Here is a 19,469-nt window from a genome sequence, read left to right as displayed (position 1 = left end):
GTCGGTTAAAAACCGACCTTTTTTAGAACAACGTACGCTGCTCTTCACGAAATTAGTTAACTTCGCGATCTACTAGCTCAACGTAAGCCATCGGTGCAGCATCACCTGCACGGAAGCCCGCTTTAAGAACACGTAGATAACCGCCGTTACGTTCTTTGTAACGAGGGCCAAGAACGGTAAATAATTTACCAACAGTTGCAGCTGAACGAGTACGAGCAAACGCTAAACGGCGGTTTGCTACAGAATCGACTTTAGCTAAAGTGATTAAAGGCTCAGCAACACGACGCAATTCTTTTGCTTTAGGAACAGTAGTTTTAATTAACTCGTGTTCGAACAAAGAATTAGCCATGTTTTGGAACATCGCTTTACGATGACTGCTTGTACGGCCTAATTTCACACCACTATTACGATGACGCATGGTGATAGTCCTACTTAATTAACGGCTACGATAAGCAAAGCGATCGTCCATGCGGAGGCTAGCCGGTGGCCAGTTCTCTAAACGCATGCCCAATTGCAAGCCTTTCGATGCCAGAACATCTTTAATCTCAGTCAACGATTTTTTACCTAGGTTAGGAGTTTTAAGCAACTCAACTTCAGTACGTTGAACAAGATCGCCAATGTAGTAAATATTTTCTGCTTTCAAACAGTTAGCAGAACGAACAGTAAGCTCTAGATCATCTACTGGACGAAGCAAAATCGGATCAACTTCTTCACGAGGCTCTTGAGCAACTGGTGCTTGATCTTTCTGAAGATCAACAAAAATTGCAATTTGTTGTTGCAAGATTGTTGCCGCTTTGCGGATAGCTTCTTCAGGATCAACAGTACCGTTGGTTTCAAGATCAATGATCAATTTATCAAGGTCAGTACGTTGTTCTACACGAGCGTTTTCCACTGTGTAAGACACACGTTTGATTGGGCTGTAAGAAGCATCTAATTGTAAACGACCCACTGGGCGAGTTTCGCCTTCAGGGAAGCGTGAATCAGAAGTCTCATAACCACGACCTTGAGAAACTTTCAGGCGCATTTTTAATGAGCCAGAAGCACTTAAAGTACCGATCAAGTGTTCAGGGTTAACCACTTCAACATTGTGTGGTAAACGAAGGTCAGCGGCTGTAACGTCGCCAGGACCTTGTTTTTCCAATGTCAGATAAGCTTCATTTTGATCGAACAGCTTAATAGACAATCCTTTTAGGTTCAGCAAGAGCTCGACGATGTCCTGCTGCAAGCCTTCCAAAGTACTGTACTCGTGCTCGACACCTTCAATCTCTACTTCAACCACGGCTGCGCCAGGTAAAGAAGACAAAAGGATACGACGTAAAGCATTACCAAGAGTATGACCAAAGCCACGCTCTAATGGTTCTAGAATAACTTTTGCCGAGGTCCCGCTTGCCGCTTCGACCTTGATCGCTTGCGGAGTTAGAAACTCATTTGCAGTACGCGTCATTATTGCTACCTCAAGGATTATTTAGAATACAATTCTACAATCAAGCTTTCGTTGATTTCAGCAGGTAAATCAGAACGATCTGGTGCAGCTTTGAACGTACCTTCCAATTTAGAATGATCAATTTCAATCCAAGCTGGAATGCCACGTTGAGTCGCTAACTCAACTGCGTTTTTGATACGCAATTGTTGTTTAGCACCTTCGTGAACTGCAACAACGTCACCAGCTTTAACTTGGATAGACGCGATGTTAACACGACGACCATTTAAAGTGATTGAACGGTGAGATACAAGCTGACGAGCTTCTGCACGTGTAGAACCAAAACCCATGCGATAAACAACGTTATCTAGACGGCTTTCAAGAAGTTTCAACAAGTTTTCACCTGTTGCGCCTTTAACACGAGCAGCTTCTTTGTAGTAGTTACTAAATTGACGCTCTAAAACACCGTACATACGACGTACTTTTTGTTTTTCACGTAATTGTAGTGAGTACTCAGATTGTTTGCCGCCACGAGCGCCACCATGTTGGCCAGGTGCTTTAGCAGCTTTTTTTGTTTTGACGTCAAATGGTTTAACGCCAGATTTTAATTGCAGGTCTGTCCCTTCGCGGCGAGAGAGTTTGCATTTTGGACCAATATAACGAGCCATGAATGTTTCTCCTTACACGCGACGTTTTTTAGGTGGACGGCAACCGTTGTGCGGGATTGGCGTCACATCGGTAATGCTGTTAATTTTATAACCCACTGCACCTAAAGCACGAACCGCAGATTCACGACCTGGACCAGGACCTTTTACAAGGACGTCCAAGTTTTTCAAACCGTAATCTAAAGCAGCTTTACCAGCAACTTCAGCAGCTACCTGAGCAGCAAACGGAGTTGATTTACGTGATCCACGGAAGCCTTGTCCACCAGAGGTAGCCCAAGCCAGTGCATTACCTTGACGATCGGTAATAGTCACAATGGTGTTATTAAAAGAAGCGTGAATGTGTGCAACACCTTCAGAGACGGTACGAGTGACCTTCTTGCGTGTGCGAGTATCTTTAGCCATCTTTTAGCTTCCAGAAATCTTATTTCTTAATAGGTTTGCGCGGACCTTTACGGGTACGTGCGTTAGTTTTGGTGCGTTGACCACGGACAGGCAAGCTGCGACGATGACGAAGACCGCGGTAGCAGCCTAAATCCATTAAACGTTTAATGTTCATGGAAATTTCGCGACGTAAATCACCTTCGGTAGGAACCTTAGTAACTTCTGCACGAATCGCATCAAGCTGAGCGTCATCTAATTCACGAATTTTAGTTGTTGGTGCAATACCAGCAGCAGCTAAGATAGCTTTTGCAGTGTGGCGACCAATACCAAAAATGTACGTTAGAGAGATAACAGCATGCTTGTTATCCGGAATGTTTACACCGGCAATACGAGCCATTCAATTTTCTCCAAAAAGGCAGTTAAGATAATCAACCGCCCGACAAAATCTTTGAGGGGCGGATAATAACCTAATTAGCCTACTGAAATCAACAGGTCTTGATCAGATTAACCTTGACGCTGCTTATGACGAGGTTCTGCGCTGCAAATTACGCGAATAACCCCATTACGACGGATAACTTTACAGCTACCACAAATTTTCTTTACAGAAGCTTGAACTTTCATAATGAAACCTCTAAGTGCGCTTATCCTTTCGGATGAGCAGTCGTTTTACGCATTAACGATTGATTGTCATATTGATGCGATGTGAGATGAGCTTGGAGCTGAGCCATAAAGTCCATCACCACCACCACTACGATCAGTAAAGACGTACCACCTAAGCTAAATGGAATACCAAATGAGCTTTGTAGAATCATCGGCATTAAACAGATGATTGTGATATAAACCGCGCCAATAAAAGTCAAACGATTCAAAATATGATCTAAATAGCGTGCAGTTTGCTCACCAGGACGAATACCCGGCACATAAGCACCACTACGTTTTAAATTCTCTGACACTTCTTTCGGACTAAATACTAGCGCAGTATAGAAGTAACAGAAGAAGATAATTAATGCACCAAATAGCACCAAATACATCGGTTGACCCGGCGACAATACGAGTGCCAAATCTTGTAGGCCACGTTTAATCACGCCAGCATTTGGGTCTGCACTGCCAACCCATTGCCCTAAGCTCGCTGGGAACAATAGCAATGAACTCGCAAAAATTGCAGGAATCACACCCGCCATATTAATTTTTAATGGCAAATGTGTTTGCTGAGCAGTAAATACACGACGACCTTGCTGTTTTTGAGCATAGTTTACTGGAATGCGACGCTGCGCCTTCTCAATAAACACAATTGCTGCTAACACTGCAACAGATAGCAATGCAAAGATTGCAAGACCAATTAAACTTGATTGGCCATTATCTACTGAGGTTAAAGATTGCAGAACCAAGTTCGGCAAACCAGCAACGATACCAGCGAAGATGATCATGGAAATACCATTCCCTACTCCACGCTCAGTAATTTGCTCACCTAACCACATCAGGAACATTGTACCTGCAACCAAAGAAGTTACAGCAGGAACGTAAAAAGCAAGTCCACTAGTCAAAGTAATATTTTGACTAATCAGACCTGCACACATCCCAACGGCTTGCACAAGTGCAAGAAACAATGTGCCTTGTCGCGTATATTGATTGATCTTACGCTTACCTTGTTCGCCTTCTTTCTTTAAAGCTTCCAGCGAAGGAACAACCGTAGACATTAACTGCACGATAATCGATGCAGAGATATACGGCATAATCCCAAGAGCAAGAATTGACATACGCTCTAATGCACCACCTGAGAACATGTTAAACAAACCAAGGATCGTACCTTGGTTTGCATTAAACAGATTCTCTAGTGCGGCATTGTTAATGCCCGGTACTGGAATATGTGCTCCCAGTCGAAAAACCAACAACGCCCCGATGAGGAACATCATACGGCGAATAATTTCACGATATTTCACATGAAAAGGTTGGCCTTTCATCATGTTAACATGACCTGTCGAACTAGGAGTCATAGACACTGGGGATTACTCCTCGACTTTACCGCCAGCAGCTTCAACAGCAGCTTTAGCGCCTTTAGTCAATGCAACACCTTGAACAGTGAATGCACGAGTAATTTCACCAGAAAGTACGATGCGTGCACGCAACATATCTTTACGTACAACGTTAGCAGCTTTTAAAGTTTCAAGAGACACGATGTCGCCTTCAACTTTAGCAAGTTCTGATAAACGTACTTCAGCAGTTTTCAAAGCCATTTGGCTAGTGAAACCGAATTTAGGTAAACGACGGTATAACGCAGTTTGACCACCTTCGAAACCAGGACGTGTACCACCGCTCTTACGTGAGTTTTGACCTTTGACACCACGGCCACCAGTCTTACCAACGCCAGAACCGATACCACGGCCTAAACGAAGGTTGTCACGCTTAGCACCTTCTGCAGGTGCAATTGTATTTAAACGCAGAGTCATGGCTTATTCCTCTACACTAACCATATAGTAAACTTGGTTGATCATACCACGATTAGAAGGCGTATCTTGCACTTCAACTGTATGACCAATACGACGCAGACCTAAACCTTTAAGGCTAAGCTTGTGATTTTTCAAGCGGTGCGATGAAGATTTAGTCTGGGTAACTTTAATCGTTTTCATGATTGATTACCCTTGAATTTGTGCTACTGATAAACCACGTTTCGCAGCAACTTTCTCAGGAGAAGTCATATCACGCAAACCGTTAAAAGTTGCGTTTACTACGTTAGCAGCGTTAGTAGAACCATAACACTTAGTTAATACGTTACGTACACCTACAGCTTCTAAAACTGCACGCATAGCGCCACCAGCAATTACACCAGTACCTTCAGAAGCAGGTTGCATGTAAACGCGGCTTGCACCGTGACGAGCATTGATAGGGTGCTGAACAGTACCGTCAACAAGGTCAACAGTAATCATGTTGCGACGAGCAGCTTCAAGTGCTTTAGAAATAGCAGCTGGAACTTCACGTGCTTTACCACGACCAAAACCTACGCGACCATTACCATCACCCACAACAGTTAATGCTGTGAAAGAGAAGATACGACCACCCTTAACAACTTTGGCTACACGATCAACGGCAACCAGCTTTTCAACAAGACCTTCGTTTTGTTCAACTTTAGCCATGATTAGAACTCCAAGCCGTTTTCACGAGCAGCATCAGCCAAGGCTTTGATACGACCATGATATTTGAAACCAGAACGGTCAAATGCAACTTTAGTTACACCAGCCGCTTTAGCACGTTCTGCAATTAAAGCACCAACTTTCTGAGCCGATTCAACGTTACCAGTAGTACCAGCACGTAGAGTAGCGTCTAAAGTAGAAGCTTGCGCTAATACTTTGCCACCATCTGCAGAGATAACTTGAGCATAGATGTGACGCGGAGTGCGGTTTACACACAAACGAGTCGCACCCAATGCACGGATGTGCAAGCGTGTGCTTTTCGCACGACGCAAACGGGATTGTTTCTTTTCGTTCATAAGAACCTCGCGCCTTATTTCTTCTTAGCTTCTTTACGAAGTACAACTTCGTCAGAATAACGAACACCTTTACCTTTATAAGGCTCTGGCGGACGGTAACCACGGATTTCTGCAGCAACTTGACCTAATTTAGCTTTATCAGCAGATTTAAGTACAATTTCAGTTGCAGTAGGAGTTTCTGCAGTTACACCTTCAGGAAGGTTGTAGTCGATCGGGTGAGAGAAACCAAGGTTAAGGTTAACAATGTTACCTTTAACCGCAGCTTTATAACCAACACCGATAAGCTGTAACTTACGTTCGAAACCTTCGTTAACACCTTTTACAAGGTTGTTAAGCACAGCGCGAGCAGTACCAGCTTGCATCCAAGCATCTTTAGATTCAGCTTTAGGAGCAATAACTAGAGTACCGTCTTCCTGTTTTAGCTCGACCAGCGCATGCAGGTTGAAAGACAATGTACCTTTGCTGCCTTTCACTTCGACCTGCCGGCCGTTCTGAGTAACTGTAACACCGTTAGGTACAGTTACTGGGGCTTTAGCCACACGAGACATGAGGAATCACCTATTAAGAAACAAAAGCAATAACTTCACCACCGATACCTGCAGCACGTGCAGCGCGATCAGTCATGATGCCTTTGCTTGTAGAAACAATTGCAATACCTAAACCTTGCTTAACGCTAGGAAGTGCATCTTTACCGCGATATTGACGTAGACCAGGACGGCTTACGCGTTTCACAGTATCGATAACTGGTTTGCCTTCGAAATATTTTAAAGTAATCGTTAAAGTCGCTTTGCCTTCATTGTCAGCAACAGCTACATCAGCGATATAACCTTCTTGTTGAAGTACGTTAGCAATCGCAACTTTCAACTTTGAGTTTGGCATAGAAACAGTTTGTTTCTTTGCCATTTGTGCGTTACGAACACGTGTTAGCATGTCGGCAACGGTATCTTGCATACTCATTTATAGTGCTCCTTACCAGCTTGCCTTAACAACGCCCGGTACATCACCTTGCATTACTGTTTCACGTAATTTGTTACGGCTTAAGCCGAACTTACGGAAGTAACCATGAGGACGACCAGTTAAACCACAACGGTTACGTAGACGTACTGGAGACGCATTACGTGGTAATGCTTGAAATTTCATCATCGCTTCGAAACGTTCTTCGTCTGATGCATTAACGTTTGCGATAATTGCTTTTAATTCAGCACGTTTCGCAGCGTATTTAGCAACAGTAGCTTCGCGTTTCAATTCGCGATTAATCATACCTTTCTTAGCCATATCGACCTCTTATTTGAACGGGAAGCCGAATGCACGCATAAGCGCACGGCCTTCGTCATCGGTGCGAGCAGTCGTAGTGATGGTAATGTCCATACCACGAATACGATCAATCTTATCAAAATCGATTTCAGGGAACATGATTTGTTCCTTAAGACCCATTGAGTAGTTACCACGACCATCGAATGATTTCGCAGAGAAACCACGGAAGTCACGGATACGAGGGATCGCGATAGAGATCAAACGGTCTAAGAATTCGTACATACGTTCGCCGCGTAAAGTAACTTTACAGCCGATCGGCCAACCATCACGGATTTTGAAACCAGCGATAGATTTACGAGCTAAAGTAAGTACTGGTTTTTGACCAGCAATTGCTTGCATATCAGAAAGAGCGCCATCTAACAATTTCTTGTCAGCTGATGCAGCACCAACACCCATGTTGATGGTGATTTTTGTAATGCGAGGAATATCCATCACATTCTTAACGCCCAATGTTTCTTTTAATTGAGCCTTAAGTTCGTCGTTGTAACGCGTTTTAAGTCTGGCCATTGCCTAGTCAACCTATTACTTCGCTACCGCCACTGATTCACCATTAGATTTGAATACGCGAGTTTTCACGCCTTCAATCACTTGGTAACCAACACGGTCAGCCTTTTGGGTTGTAGCATTAAAAATTGCCACGTTAGAGATATGAAGCTCAGCTTCTTGAGTTACGATGCCGCCTTCAGCGCCAGTAGCTCGGTTAGGCTTTTGATGCTTCGTTACCAAGTTAAGGCCTTCAACCTTAACACGGTCATTTGAAACAGACAAAACAGTACCTTGTTTGCCTTTTTCTTTACCTGCGATCACAATTACTTGATCGCCCTTTTTAATCTTAGCCATGAGTGCCTCTTATAGAACTTCAGGAGCCAATGAAATAATTTTCATGAACTGTTCAGTACGAAGTTCACGAGTCACTGGTCCGAAAATACGAGTTGCAATCGGCGCTTTGTTGTTGTTCAAAATAACAGCTGCGTTATCGTCGAAACGAATAACTGAACCATCTGCACGACGGATGCCGAATTTTGTACGTACAACTACAGCATTCATCACGTCACCTTTTTTAACACGTGCGCGTGGAATAGCTTCTTTTACAGTAACTTTAATAATGTCGCCAACAGAAGCATAACGACGATGTGAACCACCAAGTACTTTAATACATTGTACGCGGCGAGCACCACTGTTGTCTGCTACGTCTAGCATACTTTCGGTTTGAATCATTGCCCTACTCCAAAACCGAGCATCACCGGTCGCAATTTCGAAAGGCTCAAAGAGTACTCGAAATTGACCGATGATGCAAGAACGTTTAATTACTCAGCAGCTGCTTCAACAACTTCAACTAAAGTCCAAGACTTAGTTTTAGAAATTGGGCGGCTTTCTTTGATGCTTACTACGTCACCAACTTTAGCAACATTGTTTTCATCATGAGCGTGTAATTTAGTTGAACGGCGGATTGATTTGCCATACAACGGGTGTTGAACGCGGCGTTCGATAAGAACAACGATAGACTTGTCCATCTTGTCGCTAACTACTTTACCGGTTAACGTGCGAACTGTTTGTTCACTCATTGTCCGTTCCCCTGTTTTTCGGTAAGGAGGGTCTTAATACGAGCAATAGTTTTACGAGTAAGCGCAACTTCGTGCGATTTACCCAATTGACCAGTTGCTTTCGCCATACGAAGACGGAATTGGTTAAGCTGTTGCTCATCAAGCAAAGCTGTCAACTCTTCTACCGACTTTTCACGTAGATCATTAGTTTTCATTACATTACCGTCCGAGTCACGATAGTGGTTTTAAACGGAAGTTTTGCAGCAGCAAGCGTAAATGCTTCGCGAGCAAGTTCTTCGTTAACACCATCAATTTCGTACAAGACTTTACCTGGTTTGATTTGGCAAACCCAGTATTCCACAGAACCTTTACCTTTACCCATACGAACTTCTAATGGTTTTTCAGTAATTGGTTTGTCTGGGAAAACACGGATAAAGATCTTACCACCACGTTTAATACGACGGCTGATTGTACGACGCGCTGCTTCAATTTGACGTGCTGTCATTTGACCACGTTCAACTGATTTAAGTGCAATAGTACCAAAAGATACCGAGCTACCGCGATGTGCTAGACCAGTGTTACGGCCTTTTTGCACTTTACGGAATTTAGTACGTTTAGGTTGTAACATGGATTATTCTCCTTTTTCAGCAGAACGATCATTGCGACGACCACGACGCTCTTGACCTTCACCACGACCACGGCCACGTTTAGCTGGACGTTCTTCAGCTGGAGCTGGGTTCATGACTTGTTTCATGCCGCCCAAGATCTCACCACGGAAGATCCATACTTTAACGCCGATCGTACCGTAAGTAGTCTCAGCACGCATAGTAGCATAGTCGATGTCAGCACGAAGAGTATGAAGAGGTACACGACCTTCACGATACCATTCAGTACGAGCAATCTCAGCACCACCTAGACGGCCTGAAACTTCCACTTTGATACCTTTAGCACCAGCACGCATAGAGTTTTGAACCGCACGCTTCATAGCACGACGGAACATTACACGTTTTTCTAATTGAGAAGCGATTGCTTCAGCAACTAAACGAGCGTCTAAATCTGGGCGATCGATTTCGTTGATACTTACTTGCGCAGGAACACCCATAATGGCTGTTAATTCGCGTTGTAATTTCTCAATGTCTTCGCCTTTTTTACCGATCACGATACCAGGACGTGCAGTGCTAATAGTTACTTTAGCTGCGCCTGTAGGGCGTTCGATAAGAATATTGCTCACCATCGCATTCTTAAGTTTTTTAGTTAAAAACTCACGAACTTGAAGATCTTTTAGCAAATATTCAGCATATTGTTTCGGATTCGCATACCAGTTAGCGTTATGACGTTTCACAACACCTAGGCGGATACCGATTGGATGAACCTTCTGACCCATATCAAACCCCTACCTTAACGGTAATGTGACAAGTACGCTTAGTAATACGATCTGCACGGCCTTTAGCACGTGGCAAAATACGTTTCAGGCTCATGCCTTCATCAACGTAGATCGTAGAAACTTTAAGGTCGTCTACATCTAAACTGTTATTGTGTTCAGCGTTTGCAATCGCAGATTCCAATGCTTTTTTAACTAAAACTGCAGCTTTTTTGTTGCTGAAGTTTAAGATATTCAAAGCATGCGCAACAGATTTGCCGCGAATTAGGTCTGCAACCAAACGTGCTTTTTGTGCCGAGATAGCGGCACCGCGTAATTTAGCAGTTACTTCCATCATAGCACCTATTAACGTTTAGACTTCTTGTCAACACCGTGACCACGATAGGTACGAGTTGGCGCGAATTCACCTAATTTATGACCAACCATATGCTCAGATACAATCACTGGAACATGGTTACGGCCATTGTGTACAGAAATTGTTAGACCAACAAAATCCGGTAAGATCATCGAACGACGCGACCAAGTTTTGATCGGCTTACGGTTATTAGCCGCGATAGCCGCTTCAACCTTAGCGAACAAGTGCGCATCGACGAATGGGCCTTTTTTCAGAGAACGAGGCATTGTCAGATTCCTTTACTTGTTACTTAACGCGACGGTCGCGAATGATCATCTTAGTCGTACGCTTGTTGGTACGTGTTTTGTACCCTTTAGCTTTTTGACCCCATGGACTTACAGGTTGAATACCTTTGTTACGTCCTTCACCACCACCATGTGGATGGTCTACTGGGTTCATCGCCATACCACGTACGGTAGGACGAACGCCACGCCAGCGTGATGCACCTGCTTTACCAAGTGAACGAAGGTTGCTTTCTGAGTTAGAAACTTCACCTAACACAGCACGGCATTCAACGTGTACTTTACGCATTTCGCCTGAACGAAGACGAATGATAGCGTAAGAACCGTCACGACCCAACAATTGAGCAGATGTACCAGCAGAACGTACTAATTGTGCGCCTTTACCGATTTTAAGCTCGATGTTGTGAAGAGTAGAACCGATAGGCATGTTGCGAAGTGGCAAGCAGTTACCTGGACGGATTGGAGCATCGTTACCAGATTGAACTTGATCACCAGCGCGAAGGCCTTTAGGTGCAATAATATAGCGACGTTCACCGTCAGCATATTTCAATAAAGCAATATGAGCTGTACGGTTTGGATCGTATTCAATACGCTCAACTACAGCAGGGATGCTGTCTTTGTTACGTTTGAAGTCTACGATACGGTAGTGCTGTTTATGACCACCACCAACGTGACGAGTAGTAATGTGACCGTTGTTATTACGACCGCCAGTACGTTTTTTAGCTTCAACCAACGGAGCATATGGCGCGCCTTTGTGAAGGTGGTTATGAACCACTTTCTCTACAAAGCGACGTCCTGGAGACGTTGGCTTACATTTTTGAATCGGCATAATTTTCGTCCTTATTCCGCTGCGTTTTCAGCGGTATCGCCCAAGTCAGCCATTTCAACATCTTGGCCAGCTTTCAGGGTGACGTATGCTTTTTTAACATCAGAACGACGTCCTAATGTTTTACCAAAGCGTTTAGTCTTACCTTTAGTGATCGTTGTGTTAACTTTAACAACTTGAACACCAAATAGTTGCTCAACAGCTTTTTTGATTTCAAGTTTGTTTGCATCTAGTGCAACTTTGAACACTTGAACACCAGCAGTTTCGCCTAAAACTTGTGCTTTTTCTGAGAATACAGGTCCTTGTAGGACTTGATAGATACGTTCGTTGTTCATCCGAGTTCTACCTCAATTTTCTTAGCAGCAGCAACAGACATAACAACTTTATCGAACGCGATCAAGCTAACAGGATCGATTGCAGCAGCATCAACCACATCAACGTGTGGAATGTTGCGAGCAGCAAGATACAAGTTCTCATCAACAGCATCTGTAACGATTAATGCACGAGGTGCATTCAAGTCGTTAAGTTTTGCAAGCAATTCTTTAGTTTTTGGAGCTGCAACAGCAATCTCTTCAACTAAAACAAGGCGATCTTGACGAACAAGCTCAGCCAGGATGCATTGCATAGCACCGCGATACATTTTACGGTTTACTTTTTGAGACCAGTCTTGTGGACGAGCAGCAAAAGTTTTACCACCGCCAACCCAGATTGGGCTACGAATAGAACCAGCACGAGCGCGGCCAGTACCTTTTTGACGGAAAGGTTTTTTACCACCGCCAGAAACGTCAGCACGTGATTTTTGCGCTTTAGAACCTTGACGACCACCAGCTAAGTAAGCTGTAACAACTTGGTGTACAAGAGCTTCGTTAAAATCACGACCAAACGCAACTTCAGATAACTCAACAGCAGAGCCGGAAACAGTATTTAAATTCACGTTATTTCCCCTCAGGCCTTGATAGTAGGACGAACAGTAACGTCGCCACCAGTAGCACCAGGAACCGCACCTTTAACAACTAGAACTGAACGTTCTGCGTCGATAGCAACGATTTCAAGACCCTGTGTAGTTACACGTTCAGCACCTAAGTGACCAGGCATTTTTTTGCCTTTGAACACGCGACCAGGAGTCTGGTTTTGACCTGTAGAACCGATAACACGGTGAGATACAGAGTTACCATGTGTAGCGTCTTGAGTACGGAAGTTCCAACGCTTAACACCACCTTGGAAACCTTTACCTTTAGATGTACCAGTTACGTCAACAATTTGACCCACTGTGAACAGATCTACACCGATAGTAGCGCCAACTTCACGACCTTCAAGCTCAGCTTCTGAAACGCGGAATTCTTGAACCAGACGACCAGCAGCAACACCAGCTTTCGCGAAGTGACCTTTCTGAGCGTTAGTTACGCGAGATTCGCGACGTTCACCAGTAGTGATTTGAATCGCTTGATAACCATCAGTTTCAAGCGTTTTGATTTGAGTGATGCGGTTAGGATCAACCTCAATCACTGTAACAGGCACAGAAACACCAGCATCTGTAAAGATACGTGTCATACCGCACTTGCGACCGACTAAACCAATAGCCATGTGCATAAACCTCTAAAAAAGCGGCCTAATTAACTTAGAGCGTTAATTAACCCGAAAGCCTTAACCCAATGCGATCTGAACATCAACACCAGCTGCAAGATCTAACTTCATCAATGCATCTACAGTTTTGTCTGTAGGTTGAACGATGTCGATCAAACGTTTGTAAGTGCGGATCTCGTATTGGTCACGCGCATCTTTGTTAACGTGTGGTGATGTTAAAACGTTAAAACGTTCAATGCGTGTAGGCATTGGAATTGGACCACAAACTTGTGCGCCAGTACGTTTTGCTGTTTCTACGATTTCTTGAGCTGATTGATCAATAAGACGGTGATCAAAAGACTTAAGACGGATACGAATTCTCTGGTTAGACATACCAGTTAACTCCAAGCCAAATATATAAAGAATCACTCTTGACGCATCTCACCCCACTATTTTAAGGCAAGTGTCAAGAGCAGTGAAATATCACTAAGGTCACGATCGATGCCGCGACTGTCACGATGTTAACTACTTTATTCGTAGCTAACCCCCTTCATCAAAGGGTCGCCCATTATAGCTATTGTTTAATGCATAAGCAAATCTCTTTTGCTGTTTTTCTTATATTTTTCATTTTTTATGAAAGATCAATTGCTTAACTTTTAATCAATAGGCATTTTTTCTTAATACATACTCTATTGCTTGGTTTAGTATTTGATTTCCCTCAATAAATTTGTTTTTTGCGCTTTTCCGTAGATCATGTACTGGCTGTACATGTGTTCCTGAAAAAAATGCCACTTCTTCATCATTTTCCAAAAATAAATCGAGTACTTCTGGGGTAATTTCAGGATGAAATTGGAAGCCCAAAACATTTTGTCCGATTTGATACATTTGATTACGACATGCATCATTTTCCGCCAGTAATACCGCTCCTTTGGGAATTTCAAATGTTTCACTGTGCCACTGCATGACTTTAAACTCTTTCGGTAGTTTGAAACAGTCATGCGGTACGTTATCGACCTTACGGATGGTCGTCCACCCCAATTCTTGTTGTACATTTCGACTCACCGCCCCACCCAAGGCATTGGCAATCAATTGCCCACCTAAACAAAGCCCGATTGCGGGTTTACCGAGGGCTAAATAGCGTCGCAGCCAACGCTTTTCTATTTTTAACCATGGGAAATTTGCCTCATCATTTACGCTCATGGTTCCACCCATAATGATAAGTAAATCGACATCTTCAACATGCGGCAAAGCCTCGAGATCTAAGGCTTGATCGACAGGTAATGCAAAGAATTCTGTGGCCGTAATTTTGGCCTGATGCTGTTTTAAAAATTCATAACAACTGCCGAACCCTTCACCAGCAATATGCTGAAAATAATGTACTTTTAAATGCGACTTCATGCGCTAAACCTATTGTTGTTGCTCTGTTATCGGTTTTGCAAGAATGAAGCCAACTTTGCTTTTCACTTAATTTTCTATACAAAAGCATCGTAAATCCATGCGTTTTAGTCGTATTCTTTTGAACATTCATTATTATTTTGATCATTTCAGAGCGCCACGTGAAAAAGAATCCTCAAACCGAACTCATTCATGCACCAAGAAAGGCACCGCAATACATCAATAGTGTTCAACCTCCCCTGTTTCGTGCATCCACTATAATTTTCGAAAATACAGATGCGCTATTTAATCGCCATTGGACTGATGATTATGACTATAGCTATGGAACACATGGCACACCCACTACATTTACCCTAGGCGATCAGATTGCTCAGATTGAAGGTGGCTTGTATCACTTACTCGCACCAAGCGGTTTATCTGCAATTAATTTGGTCAATTCATGTTTTTTAAGTCAAGGGGATGAAGTGTGGGTCGCAGATAATATCTATGGCCCAAATATGGACCATTTACGCAATTTAGAAACCCGCTATAGCATCGTGGTCAAGGTTTATAACCCTATTGATGTCGATTCATTTAGCCCTTCAGCGCAAGCCAAGCTTATCTGGTTAGAAGCGGCGGGTTCTGTCACTTTAGAGTTTCCAGATTTAGTCGGCTTGGTCAAAAAAGCTCAAGCGCAGAACATTCTCACTGCACTGGACAATACGTGGGGCGCAGGACTTGCCTTTAATGCTTTTGATTTTAGTGCTGAGCACCTGGGTGTCGATATCAGTGTGCATGCCTTGACCAAATACCCAAGTGGCGGCGGGGATATTTTGATGGGTTCGGTAATTACACGAGATAAAAAGCTTCATCACAAACTGTTTCGTGCGCACGCCATTCAAGGCATTAGCATCTCTGGTGATGATGCCGCGCAAATACAACGCAGTCTGGCTTCTATGCGCCTGCGCTATGAACACCAGTCACAAAGTGCTTTAACTTTATTAAATTGGCTAAAACAACAGCCAGCCTTTGTACAGGTTTTACATCCTGCTGATGAAGCTTCCGCAGGACATCAGTATTGGAAAGAAATTTGTACAGAACAACACAGTGCCGGTTTGGTCAGCGTGATATTTAATGAAAAATATAGTTTGCAAGATGTACGCCGCTTTTGCGATGCGCTGAAACTCTTTAAGCTCGGTTTTAGCTGGGGTGGCCCAGTCAGTTTAGTCATGCTATATAACTTAAAAGATATGCGTGTACTCGAACATTCACATATTCAAACCGGCTTACTGGTTCGCTTTTGTATAGGACTAGAACATCCTGCAGATTTAATACAAGATATAGAAAACGCACTACAACATTTAAATAAACAGCAACTCGAATAAATACAGGAACATCTATGGGTACACCAATTATTATTGGCAAAAAGACACAAGACACCACACAAGATGTGGTGCTTCATTCACAATTTGCAAACCGCCATGGTTTGATTGCTGGGGCTACAGGTACTGGTAAGACGGTGACGTTGAAGGTGTTGGCAGAAAGTTTTTCTCGGCTGGGTGTACCCGTATTTTTAGCCGATGCCAAAGGGGATGTTTCTAGCCTTGCCAAAGCAGGTGAAAACAATCCTAAGTTTGACGAACGAATTAAAAGTTTAAATATCGGGAGCATTCCTTTTGCTGCCTCCCCTGTGGTGTTTTGGGATTTGTTTGGTGAACAAGGACATCCCATTCGCACCACCATTTCTGAAATTGGTCCACTTCTCCTTGCCCGAATTCTGAATTTAAACGACACGCAAGAAGGCGTGTTATCTGCGGTCTTTCGTATTGCCGATGATCAGGGCTTATTGCTCATCGACTTTAAAGACTTAAAAGCCATGATTAGCTACGTCAGTGAACATGCAGCTGAATTTAAAAATGAATATGGCAATTTATCGCCTGCAAGTTTAGGTGCAATTCAACGTAATTTGCTTGCATTGGCCGATCAAGGTGGTGACAAGTTTTTTGGTGAGCCTGCGCTCAATATCATGGATTTCATTCAAACGGATGCACAAGGTCGTGGCAACATCAACCTGCTCGCCGCCGACAAGTTAATGAATACCCCTAAGCTCTATGCGACTTTTTTACTTTGGATGCTGTCAGAACTGTTTGAACAATTGCCCGAAGTTGGAGATATGGATAAACCCAAACTGGTGTTCTTCTTTGATGAAGCACATTTATTGTTTGATAATGCCAGCCCTGCTTTACAAGAAAAGATTGAACAAGTGGTTCGTCTGATTCGCTCTAAAGGGGTCGGCATTTACTTTGTAACGCAAAATCCACTTGACCTACCTGAGAGTGTTTTAGGACAACTGGGTAACCGTGTTCAACATGCGCTACGTGCATTTACCCCCAAAGATCAGAAAGCTGTTAAGACGGCAGCAGATACTTTCCGAGCCAATCCTGCGTTTAAAGTCGATCAAGTGATTACGGAACTGGCTGTAGGTGAAGCACTGATCAGCTGTCTAGATGAACAAGGCACACCTCAAATTGTTGAACGTGCTTGGGTGATGCCACCCTACTCTTCATTTAGCCCAATTGCTGTAGAAGAACGCAAAGCTCTGATGGCAAATAGCGTTGTCGCAGGTGTGTATGACACCGAAGCAGATCGTGAAAGTGCCTATGAACTTTTACAAAATAAAGTGGCGGAGCGCCAACAACAAGCCGTCCAAGCGGAACAAGATAAAATAGAAGCCAAAGAACAAGAAGCGTTGGCCAAACAACAAGCCAAAGAAGCAGATGCACTCGCCAAACAGCAAGCGCGTGAACAAGAACGCCTTGCGCGCGAACAACAAAAAGACGCTGAGCGCTCAGCCAAACAACGTGAAAAACTGATTCAAGACACGGTAGGAACTTTTGCAAAAAGTGCAGCACGCAGCTTGGGTGGGTCGACAGGTCAGAAAATTATCCGTGGCCTCTTAGGTTCTATCTTCGGCAAGAAATAATCTAAAAGCCCAATTAAAAAGTACAAATTTATGGAATCTTTTTATATTCCATAATTTTTTTATGGTTTTTACTAAAACATGTATTGCGCGGATGTATTTAAAAATGTATTTTAAATACATCTAATAAATAACAGCCATGAGAGATCAGCTATGACTCCGCAGCAAATTGACCTAGTAAAAGCAACTGTTCCTGTTCTACGTGAAAATGGTGTCGCGCTGACTGGTTACTTCTATAACCGTATGTTGGGCAATAACCCTGACCTCAAAGAAACCTTTAACATGGGACATCAGCGCAGTGGTGCTCAGGCACAAGCCTTGGCGGGTGCTGTATTGGCTTATGCTGAAAATATTGAGGACCCATCTGTACTTTTACCAGTTGTAGAATTAATTGCGCATAAACATGTGAGTCTTAACATTCAAGCGCCAGACTATAATATTGTCGGCGAAAATTTGCTGCACTCGATCAGTGAAGTATTAAGCATTTCAATGGAAGATCCACTGATTGCCGCTTGGGCAGCAGCATATGGACAATTGGCAGACTTGTTTATCAGCACTGAAAAAGCGATTTATGAGCAACATCAGCAAACTAAAGGCAGTTGGTTAGGTTGGCGTAATTTCAAAATCGCGAAAAAAGTGGCTGAAAGTGATGAAATCACCTCATTCTACCTTGAGCCTTCTGATGGTGGTGATTTACCAAAATATGAAGCAGGTCAGTACATCTCTGTACGTGTATTGGTCGATGAGCTGGGTCTAAAACAGCCACGTCAATATACACTGTCGACCAGCCCGCAAGACAACTACTTACGTATCTCTGTAAAACGTGAAGATCAGAAAGGTGACTTGGTTCCAGGTTGGGTATCGAATACACTGCATGGCTTGGAGATCGGTTCAGAAATCGAAGTGTCTGCACCAACAGGTAATTTCTTCCTGATTGATTCACAAAAACGCAATGTCTTTATCAGTGGTGGTGTAGGTCTAACACCAATGATTGCGATGCTGAATCAGTTGGTGACTTTAGACATGCCACAACCTGTAACCTTTATCCATGCCTGCCGTAGCAAACAAGTGCATGCAATGCATAAACACATTCAGGATTTGGAAGCAAAATACCCACGTCTTAGCACCTTTACAGCCTATGAGTTCCCTCATGCTAATGATAAATTAGGTGAAGATTATGATGCTGCTGGTCGTCTAGACTTAGGCAGCATGGATACTGCACTGTTACCGATCAATGCGGATTATTATCTTTGCGGTCCAATGCCATTTATGGCTGAACAACAGAAAGCTTTAATTGCTCGTGGTATTCCTGCTAGCAATATTCACAGCGAAGCTTTCGGCACTGGTGGTGTAAAACACTAACTAAGCTATTCACCTGAAATACAAAGGGTTAGTTTAGTTATGCTAGACTAGCCCTTATTTATTTCTCTCAGACTCACAGTATTATCATGCAACTCAATAAATTCACCGATTATGCATTACGCATTTTGCTCTATATCGCACGTCCTCGTGATGTGCCTTATAACATTGCTGAAATTGCAGAAGACCTGCACGTTTCGCGTAATCACTTGGTGAAAATTGTGCATTTTATGGCAAAGCAAAACTGGTTAATCACCAGCCGCGGCAAAGGTGGCGGCATTCGCCTAAACCCTGAAGCACTTGACGCTCAGCTCGGTCAAATCGTACGGATTTTGCAAGGCAATCACCAGATTGTAGAATGCAATGACCCACCTTGCGTACTGCGCAGTCAATGTGGTTTAAAAAGCATTTTAGACCAAGCTTTAGAACAGTTTTATCAAAGTCTCGATCAGTACAAACTTGCCGATGTTTTACAACCAAGCAGCGCATCTAAATTTACAACACAATCTCCAATTCAAATGATCAATCTCTAATTTCACTTT

At 43.3% G+C, this 19,469-nt stretch carries 33 protein-coding genes; 4 read left to right on the top strand and 29 right to left on the bottom strand.

The window, feature by feature from the left end:
• Positions 1–52 precede the first annotated feature (52 nt).
• From rplQ to FTU16_RS05820, 29 genes are all read right to left on the bottom strand, one after another.
• The gene (gene rplQ / locus FTU16_RS05960; RefSeq protein ID WP_005012953.1) at positions 53–418 is read right to left on the bottom strand and encodes a 50S ribosomal protein L17; all 366 of its coding nucleotides are present in this window, start codon (positions 416–418) and stop codon (positions 53–55) included.
• 18 nt (positions 419–436) lie between these two features.
• The gene (locus FTU16_RS05955) at positions 437–1,444 is read right to left on the bottom strand and encodes a DNA-directed RNA polymerase subunit alpha (protein ID WP_004650465.1); all 1,008 of its coding nucleotides are present in this window, start codon (positions 1,442–1,444) and stop codon (positions 437–439) included.
• Positions 1,445–1,461: 17 nt separating this feature from the next.
• The gene (gene rpsD / locus FTU16_RS05950; RefSeq protein ID WP_078189268.1) at positions 1,462–2,088 is read right to left on the bottom strand and encodes a 30S ribosomal protein S4; all 627 of its coding nucleotides are present in this window, start codon (positions 2,086–2,088) and stop codon (positions 1,462–1,464) included.
• Positions 2,089–2,100: 12 nt separating this feature from the next.
• A complete protein-coding gene (gene rpsK / locus FTU16_RS05945; RefSeq protein WP_001040166.1) occupies positions 2,101–2,487 on the bottom strand; it encodes a 30S ribosomal protein S11 in 387 nt (128 codons plus the stop codon).
• Between the two features lie 19 nt (positions 2,488–2,506).
• A complete protein-coding gene (gene rpsM / locus FTU16_RS05940; protein ID WP_078189269.1) occupies positions 2,507–2,863 on the bottom strand; it encodes a 30S ribosomal protein S13 in 357 nt (118 codons plus the stop codon).
• 107 nt (positions 2,864–2,970) lie between these two features.
• Entirely contained in the window at positions 2,971–3,087 is a 117-nt protein-coding gene (gene rpmJ, locus FTU16_RS05935; protein ID WP_000867907.1) for a 50S ribosomal protein L36, read from the bottom strand.
• A gap of 20 nt (positions 3,088–3,107) precedes the next feature.
• Entirely contained in the window at positions 3,108–4,427 is a 1,320-nt protein-coding gene (secY, locus tag FTU16_RS05930) for a preprotein translocase subunit SecY (protein WP_171263746.1), read from the bottom strand.
• 45 nt (positions 4,428–4,472) lie between these two features.
• Positions 4,473–4,913: a 50S ribosomal protein L15 gene (gene rplO / locus FTU16_RS05925; RefSeq protein ID WP_078189271.1), complete on the bottom strand. Its 441-nt coding sequence runs from the start codon at positions 4,911–4,913 to the stop codon at positions 4,473–4,475.
• A 3-nt stretch (positions 4,914–4,916) separates the two neighbouring features.
• Entirely contained in the window at positions 4,917–5,093 is a 177-nt protein-coding gene (gene rpmD, locus FTU16_RS05920) for a 50S ribosomal protein L30 (protein ID WP_005012961.1), read from the bottom strand.
• A 6-nt stretch (positions 5,094–5,099) separates the two neighbouring features.
• Positions 5,100–5,597: a 30S ribosomal protein S5 gene (gene rpsE / locus FTU16_RS05915; RefSeq protein ID WP_067762902.1), complete on the bottom strand. Its 498-nt coding sequence runs from the start codon at positions 5,595–5,597 to the stop codon at positions 5,100–5,102.
• 2 nt (positions 5,598–5,599) lie between these two features.
• On the bottom strand, positions 5,600–5,950 hold the full coding sequence (gene rplR / locus FTU16_RS05910; protein WP_067762903.1) for a 50S ribosomal protein L18: 351 nt from the start codon (positions 5,948–5,950) through the stop codon (positions 5,600–5,602).
• Between the two features lie 14 nt (positions 5,951–5,964).
• Positions 5,965–6,498: a 50S ribosomal protein L6 gene (gene rplF / locus FTU16_RS05905; RefSeq protein WP_078189272.1), complete on the bottom strand. Its 534-nt coding sequence runs from the start codon at positions 6,496–6,498 to the stop codon at positions 5,965–5,967.
• Between the two features lie 13 nt (positions 6,499–6,511).
• Positions 6,512–6,907 (bottom strand): 30S ribosomal protein S8, encoded by a 396-nt coding sequence (gene rpsH, locus FTU16_RS05900; protein ID WP_078189273.1) that lies wholly within the window; start codon positions 6,905–6,907, stop codon positions 6,512–6,514.
• A 12-nt stretch (positions 6,908–6,919) separates the two neighbouring features.
• Positions 6,920–7,225, bottom strand: coding sequence for a 30S ribosomal protein S14 (gene rpsN, locus FTU16_RS05895; RefSeq protein ID WP_067762906.1), 306 nt, complete (start codon positions 7,223–7,225; stop codon positions 6,920–6,922).
• A 9-nt stretch (positions 7,226–7,234) separates the two neighbouring features.
• Positions 7,235–7,771, bottom strand: coding sequence for a 50S ribosomal protein L5 (gene rplE / locus FTU16_RS05890; RefSeq protein WP_067762907.1), 537 nt, complete (start codon positions 7,769–7,771; stop codon positions 7,235–7,237).
• A gap of 15 nt (positions 7,772–7,786) precedes the next feature.
• Entirely contained in the window at positions 7,787–8,104 is a 318-nt protein-coding gene (gene rplX / locus FTU16_RS05885; RefSeq protein WP_078189274.1) for a 50S ribosomal protein L24, read from the bottom strand.
• 9 nt (positions 8,105–8,113) lie between these two features.
• Entirely contained in the window at positions 8,114–8,482 is a 369-nt protein-coding gene (rplN, locus tag FTU16_RS05880; RefSeq protein WP_005012978.1) for a 50S ribosomal protein L14, read from the bottom strand.
• An 89-nt stretch (positions 8,483–8,571) separates the two neighbouring features.
• Positions 8,572–8,829 (bottom strand): 30S ribosomal protein S17, encoded by a 258-nt coding sequence (gene rpsQ, locus FTU16_RS05875; protein ID WP_078189275.1) that lies wholly within the window; start codon positions 8,827–8,829, stop codon positions 8,572–8,574.
• Positions 8,826–9,023: a 50S ribosomal protein L29 gene (gene rpmC / locus FTU16_RS05870; RefSeq protein ID WP_005012982.1), complete on the bottom strand. Its 198-nt coding sequence runs from the start codon at positions 9,021–9,023 to the stop codon at positions 8,826–8,828. Before rpmC ends, rpsQ begins: the two co-directional genes overlap by 4 nt.
• Positions 9,023–9,436, bottom strand: a complete 414-nt coding sequence (rplP, locus tag FTU16_RS05865) for a 50S ribosomal protein L16 (protein WP_068909575.1) — start codon at positions 9,434–9,436, stop codon at positions 9,023–9,025. The genes rpmC and rplP overlap by 1 nt, the downstream gene beginning before the upstream one ends.
• A gap of 3 nt (positions 9,437–9,439) precedes the next feature.
• A complete protein-coding gene (gene rpsC / locus FTU16_RS05860; RefSeq protein WP_078189277.1) occupies positions 9,440–10,192 on the bottom strand; it encodes a 30S ribosomal protein S3 in 753 nt (250 codons plus the stop codon).
• Position 10,193: 1 nt separating this feature from the next.
• Positions 10,194–10,523: a 50S ribosomal protein L22 gene (rplV, locus tag FTU16_RS05855; RefSeq protein ID WP_035265103.1), complete on the bottom strand. Its 330-nt coding sequence runs from the start codon at positions 10,521–10,523 to the stop codon at positions 10,194–10,196.
• Between the two features lie 11 nt (positions 10,524–10,534).
• Entirely contained in the window at positions 10,535–10,810 is a 276-nt protein-coding gene (gene rpsS, locus FTU16_RS05850; protein ID WP_004281508.1) for a 30S ribosomal protein S19, read from the bottom strand.
• 19 nt (positions 10,811–10,829) lie between these two features.
• Positions 10,830–11,654, bottom strand: a complete 825-nt coding sequence (gene rplB / locus FTU16_RS05845) for a 50S ribosomal protein L2 (RefSeq protein WP_078189278.1) — start codon at positions 11,652–11,654, stop codon at positions 10,830–10,832.
• Between the two features lie 11 nt (positions 11,655–11,665).
• Positions 11,666–11,986 (bottom strand): 50S ribosomal protein L23, encoded by a 321-nt coding sequence (rplW, locus tag FTU16_RS05840; protein WP_005012992.1) that lies wholly within the window; start codon positions 11,984–11,986, stop codon positions 11,666–11,668.
• Positions 11,983–12,585 (bottom strand): 50S ribosomal protein L4, encoded by a 603-nt coding sequence (rplD, locus tag FTU16_RS05835; protein ID WP_078189279.1) that lies wholly within the window; start codon positions 12,583–12,585, stop codon positions 11,983–11,985. The genes rplW and rplD overlap by 4 nt, the downstream gene beginning before the upstream one ends.
• 11 nt (positions 12,586–12,596) lie before the next feature.
• On the bottom strand, positions 12,597–13,235 hold the full coding sequence (gene rplC / locus FTU16_RS05830; protein WP_180162891.1) for a 50S ribosomal protein L3: 639 nt from the start codon (positions 13,233–13,235) through the stop codon (positions 12,597–12,599).
• Between the two features lie 60 nt (positions 13,236–13,295).
• Positions 13,296–13,607 carry a 30S ribosomal protein S10 gene (gene rpsJ / locus FTU16_RS05825; RefSeq protein WP_000070912.1) on the bottom strand — a complete coding sequence of 104 codons (312 nt, stop codon included), beginning with the start codon at positions 13,605–13,607 and terminating at the stop codon, positions 13,296–13,298.
• Positions 13,608–13,874: 267 nt separating this feature from the next.
• On the bottom strand, positions 13,875–14,612 hold the full coding sequence (locus FTU16_RS05820) for a type 1 glutamine amidotransferase (RefSeq protein ID WP_180062865.1): 738 nt from the start codon (positions 14,610–14,612) through the stop codon (positions 13,875–13,877).
• A gap of 158 nt (positions 14,613–14,770) precedes the next feature.
• On the opposite strand from FTU16_RS05820, the gene FTU16_RS05815 reads away from it, so the two are divergent.
• The 4 genes from FTU16_RS05815 to FTU16_RS05800 all read left to right on the top strand — a co-directional run bounded on the left by FTU16_RS05815 (position 14,771) and on the right by FTU16_RS05800 (position 19,460).
• On the top strand, positions 14,771–15,973 hold the full coding sequence (locus FTU16_RS05815; protein WP_180049263.1) for a PLP-dependent transferase: 1,203 nt from the start codon (positions 14,771–14,773) through the stop codon (positions 15,971–15,973).
• A gap of 14 nt (positions 15,974–15,987) precedes the next feature.
• Positions 15,988–17,571, top strand: coding sequence for a helicase HerA-like domain-containing protein (locus FTU16_RS05810; RefSeq protein ID WP_180162890.1), 1,584 nt, complete (start codon positions 15,988–15,990; stop codon positions 17,569–17,571).
• Positions 17,572–17,721: 150 nt separating this feature from the next.
• The gene (gene hmpA, locus FTU16_RS05805; protein ID WP_078192460.1) at positions 17,722–18,930 is read left to right on the top strand and encodes an NO-inducible flavohemoprotein; all 1,209 of its coding nucleotides are present in this window, start codon (positions 17,722–17,724) and stop codon (positions 18,928–18,930) included.
• A gap of 86 nt (positions 18,931–19,016) precedes the next feature.
• A complete protein-coding gene (locus tag FTU16_RS05800; RefSeq protein WP_078189285.1) occupies positions 19,017–19,460 on the top strand; it encodes an Rrf2 family transcriptional regulator in 444 nt (147 codons plus the stop codon).
• Positions 19,461–19,469: the final 9 nt, after the last annotated feature.

Source organism: Acinetobacter sp. YH12069 (assembly GCF_013419675.1).
Taxonomy (GTDB): domain Bacteria; phylum Pseudomonadota; class Gammaproteobacteria; order Pseudomonadales; family Moraxellaceae; genus Acinetobacter; species Acinetobacter amyesii.
Note: the sequence above shows the minus strand (reverse complement) of the source record. Positions and strands in the feature narration are given on the sequence as shown.

Coding starts and splice junctions, on each gene's coding strand:
- rplB (WP_078189278.1), bottom strand. CDS start 11,654: ATGCCGATTCAAAAATGTAAGCCAACGTCTCCAGGACGTCGCTTTGTA.
- secY (WP_171263746.1), bottom strand. CDS start 4,427: ATGAAAGGCCAACCTTTTCATGTGAAATATCGTGAAATTATTCGCCGT.
- rplQ (WP_005012953.1), bottom strand. CDS start 418: ATGCGTCATCGTAATAGTGGTGTGAAATTAGGCCGTACAAGCAGTCAT.
- FTU16_RS05955 (WP_004650465.1), bottom strand. CDS start 1,444: ATGACGCGTACTGCAAATGAGTTTCTAACTCCGCAAGCGATCAAGGTC.
- rpsC (WP_078189277.1), bottom strand. CDS start 10,192: ATGGGTCAGAAGGTTCATCCAATCGGTATCCGCCTAGGTGTTGTGAAA.
- rplE (WP_067762907.1), bottom strand. CDS start 7,771: ATGGCCAGACTTAAAACGCGTTACAACGACGAACTTAAGGCTCAATTA.
- rplX (WP_078189274.1), bottom strand. CDS start 8,104: ATGGCTAAGATTAAAAAGGGCGATCAAGTAATTGTGATCGCAGGTAAA.
- rpsE (WP_067762902.1), bottom strand. CDS start 5,597: ATGGCTAAAGTTGAACAAAACGAAGGTCTTGTTGAAAAGCTGGTTGCC.
- rpsK (WP_001040166.1), bottom strand. CDS start 2,487: ATGGCTAAAGATACTCGCACACGCAAGAAGGTCACTCGTACCGTCTCT.
- rplF (WP_078189272.1), bottom strand. CDS start 6,498: ATGTCTCGTGTGGCTAAAGCCCCAGTAACTGTACCTAACGGTGTTACA.
- rplC (WP_180162891.1), bottom strand. CDS start 13,235: ATGGCTATTGGTTTAGTCGGTCGCAAGTGCGGTATGACACGTATCTTT.
- rpsJ (WP_000070912.1), bottom strand. CDS start 13,607: ATGTCTAACCAGAGAATTCGTATCCGTCTTAAGTCTTTTGATCACCGT.
- rpsH (WP_078189273.1), bottom strand. CDS start 6,907: ATGAGTATGCAAGATACCGTTGCCGACATGCTAACACGTGTTCGTAAC.
- rpsM (WP_078189269.1), bottom strand. CDS start 2,863: ATGGCTCGTATTGCCGGTGTAAACATTCCGGATAACAAGCATGCTGTT.
- rpmC (WP_005012982.1), bottom strand. CDS start 9,023: ATGAAAACTAATGATCTACGTGAAAAGTCGGTAGAAGAGTTGACAGCT.
- rplR (WP_067762903.1), bottom strand. CDS start 5,950: ATGAACGAAAAGAAACAATCCCGTTTGCGTCGTGCGAAAAGCACACGC.
- rplP (WP_068909575.1), bottom strand. CDS start 9,436: ATGTTACAACCTAAACGTACTAAATTCCGTAAAGTGCAAAAAGGCCGT.
- rplO (WP_078189271.1), bottom strand. CDS start 4,913: ATGACTCTGCGTTTAAATACAATTGCACCTGCAGAAGGTGCTAAGCGT.
- rpmJ (WP_000867907.1), bottom strand. CDS start 3,087: ATGAAAGTTCAAGCTTCTGTAAAGAAAATTTGTGGTAGCTGTAAAGTT.
- rpsS (WP_004281508.1), bottom strand. CDS start 10,810: ATGCCTCGTTCTCTGAAAAAAGGCCCATTCGTCGATGCGCACTTGTTC.
- rpsD (WP_078189268.1), bottom strand. CDS start 2,088: ATGGCTCGTTATATTGGTCCAAAATGCAAACTCTCTCGCCGCGAAGGG.
- FTU16_RS05800 (WP_078189285.1), top strand. CDS start 19,017: ATGCAACTCAATAAATTCACCGATTATGCATTACGCATTTTGCTCTAT.
- rplV (WP_035265103.1), bottom strand. CDS start 10,523: ATGGAAGTAACTGCTAAATTACGCGGTGCCGCTATCTCGGCACAAAAA.
- rplN (WP_005012978.1), bottom strand. CDS start 8,482: ATGATTCAAACCGAAAGTATGCTAGACGTAGCAGACAACAGTGGTGCT.
- rpmD (WP_005012961.1), bottom strand. CDS start 5,093: ATGAAAACGATTAAAGTTACCCAGACTAAATCTTCATCGCACCGCTTG.
- rplW (WP_005012992.1), bottom strand. CDS start 11,986: ATGAACAACGAACGTATCTATCAAGTCCTACAAGGACCTGTATTCTCA.
- FTU16_RS05810 (WP_180162890.1), top strand. CDS start 15,988: ATGGGTACACCAATTATTATTGGCAAAAAGACACAAGACACCACACAA.
- rpsN (WP_067762906.1), bottom strand. CDS start 7,225: ATGGCTAAGAAAGGTATGATTAATCGCGAATTGAAACGCGAAGCTACT.
- hmpA (WP_078192460.1), top strand. CDS start 17,722: ATGACTCCGCAGCAAATTGACCTAGTAAAAGCAACTGTTCCTGTTCTA.
- FTU16_RS05820 (WP_180062865.1), bottom strand. CDS start 14,612: ATGAAGTCGCATTTAAAAGTACATTATTTTCAGCATATTGCTGGTGAA.
- rpsQ (WP_078189275.1), bottom strand. CDS start 8,829: ATGAGTGAACAAACAGTTCGCACGTTAACCGGTAAAGTAGTTAGCGAC.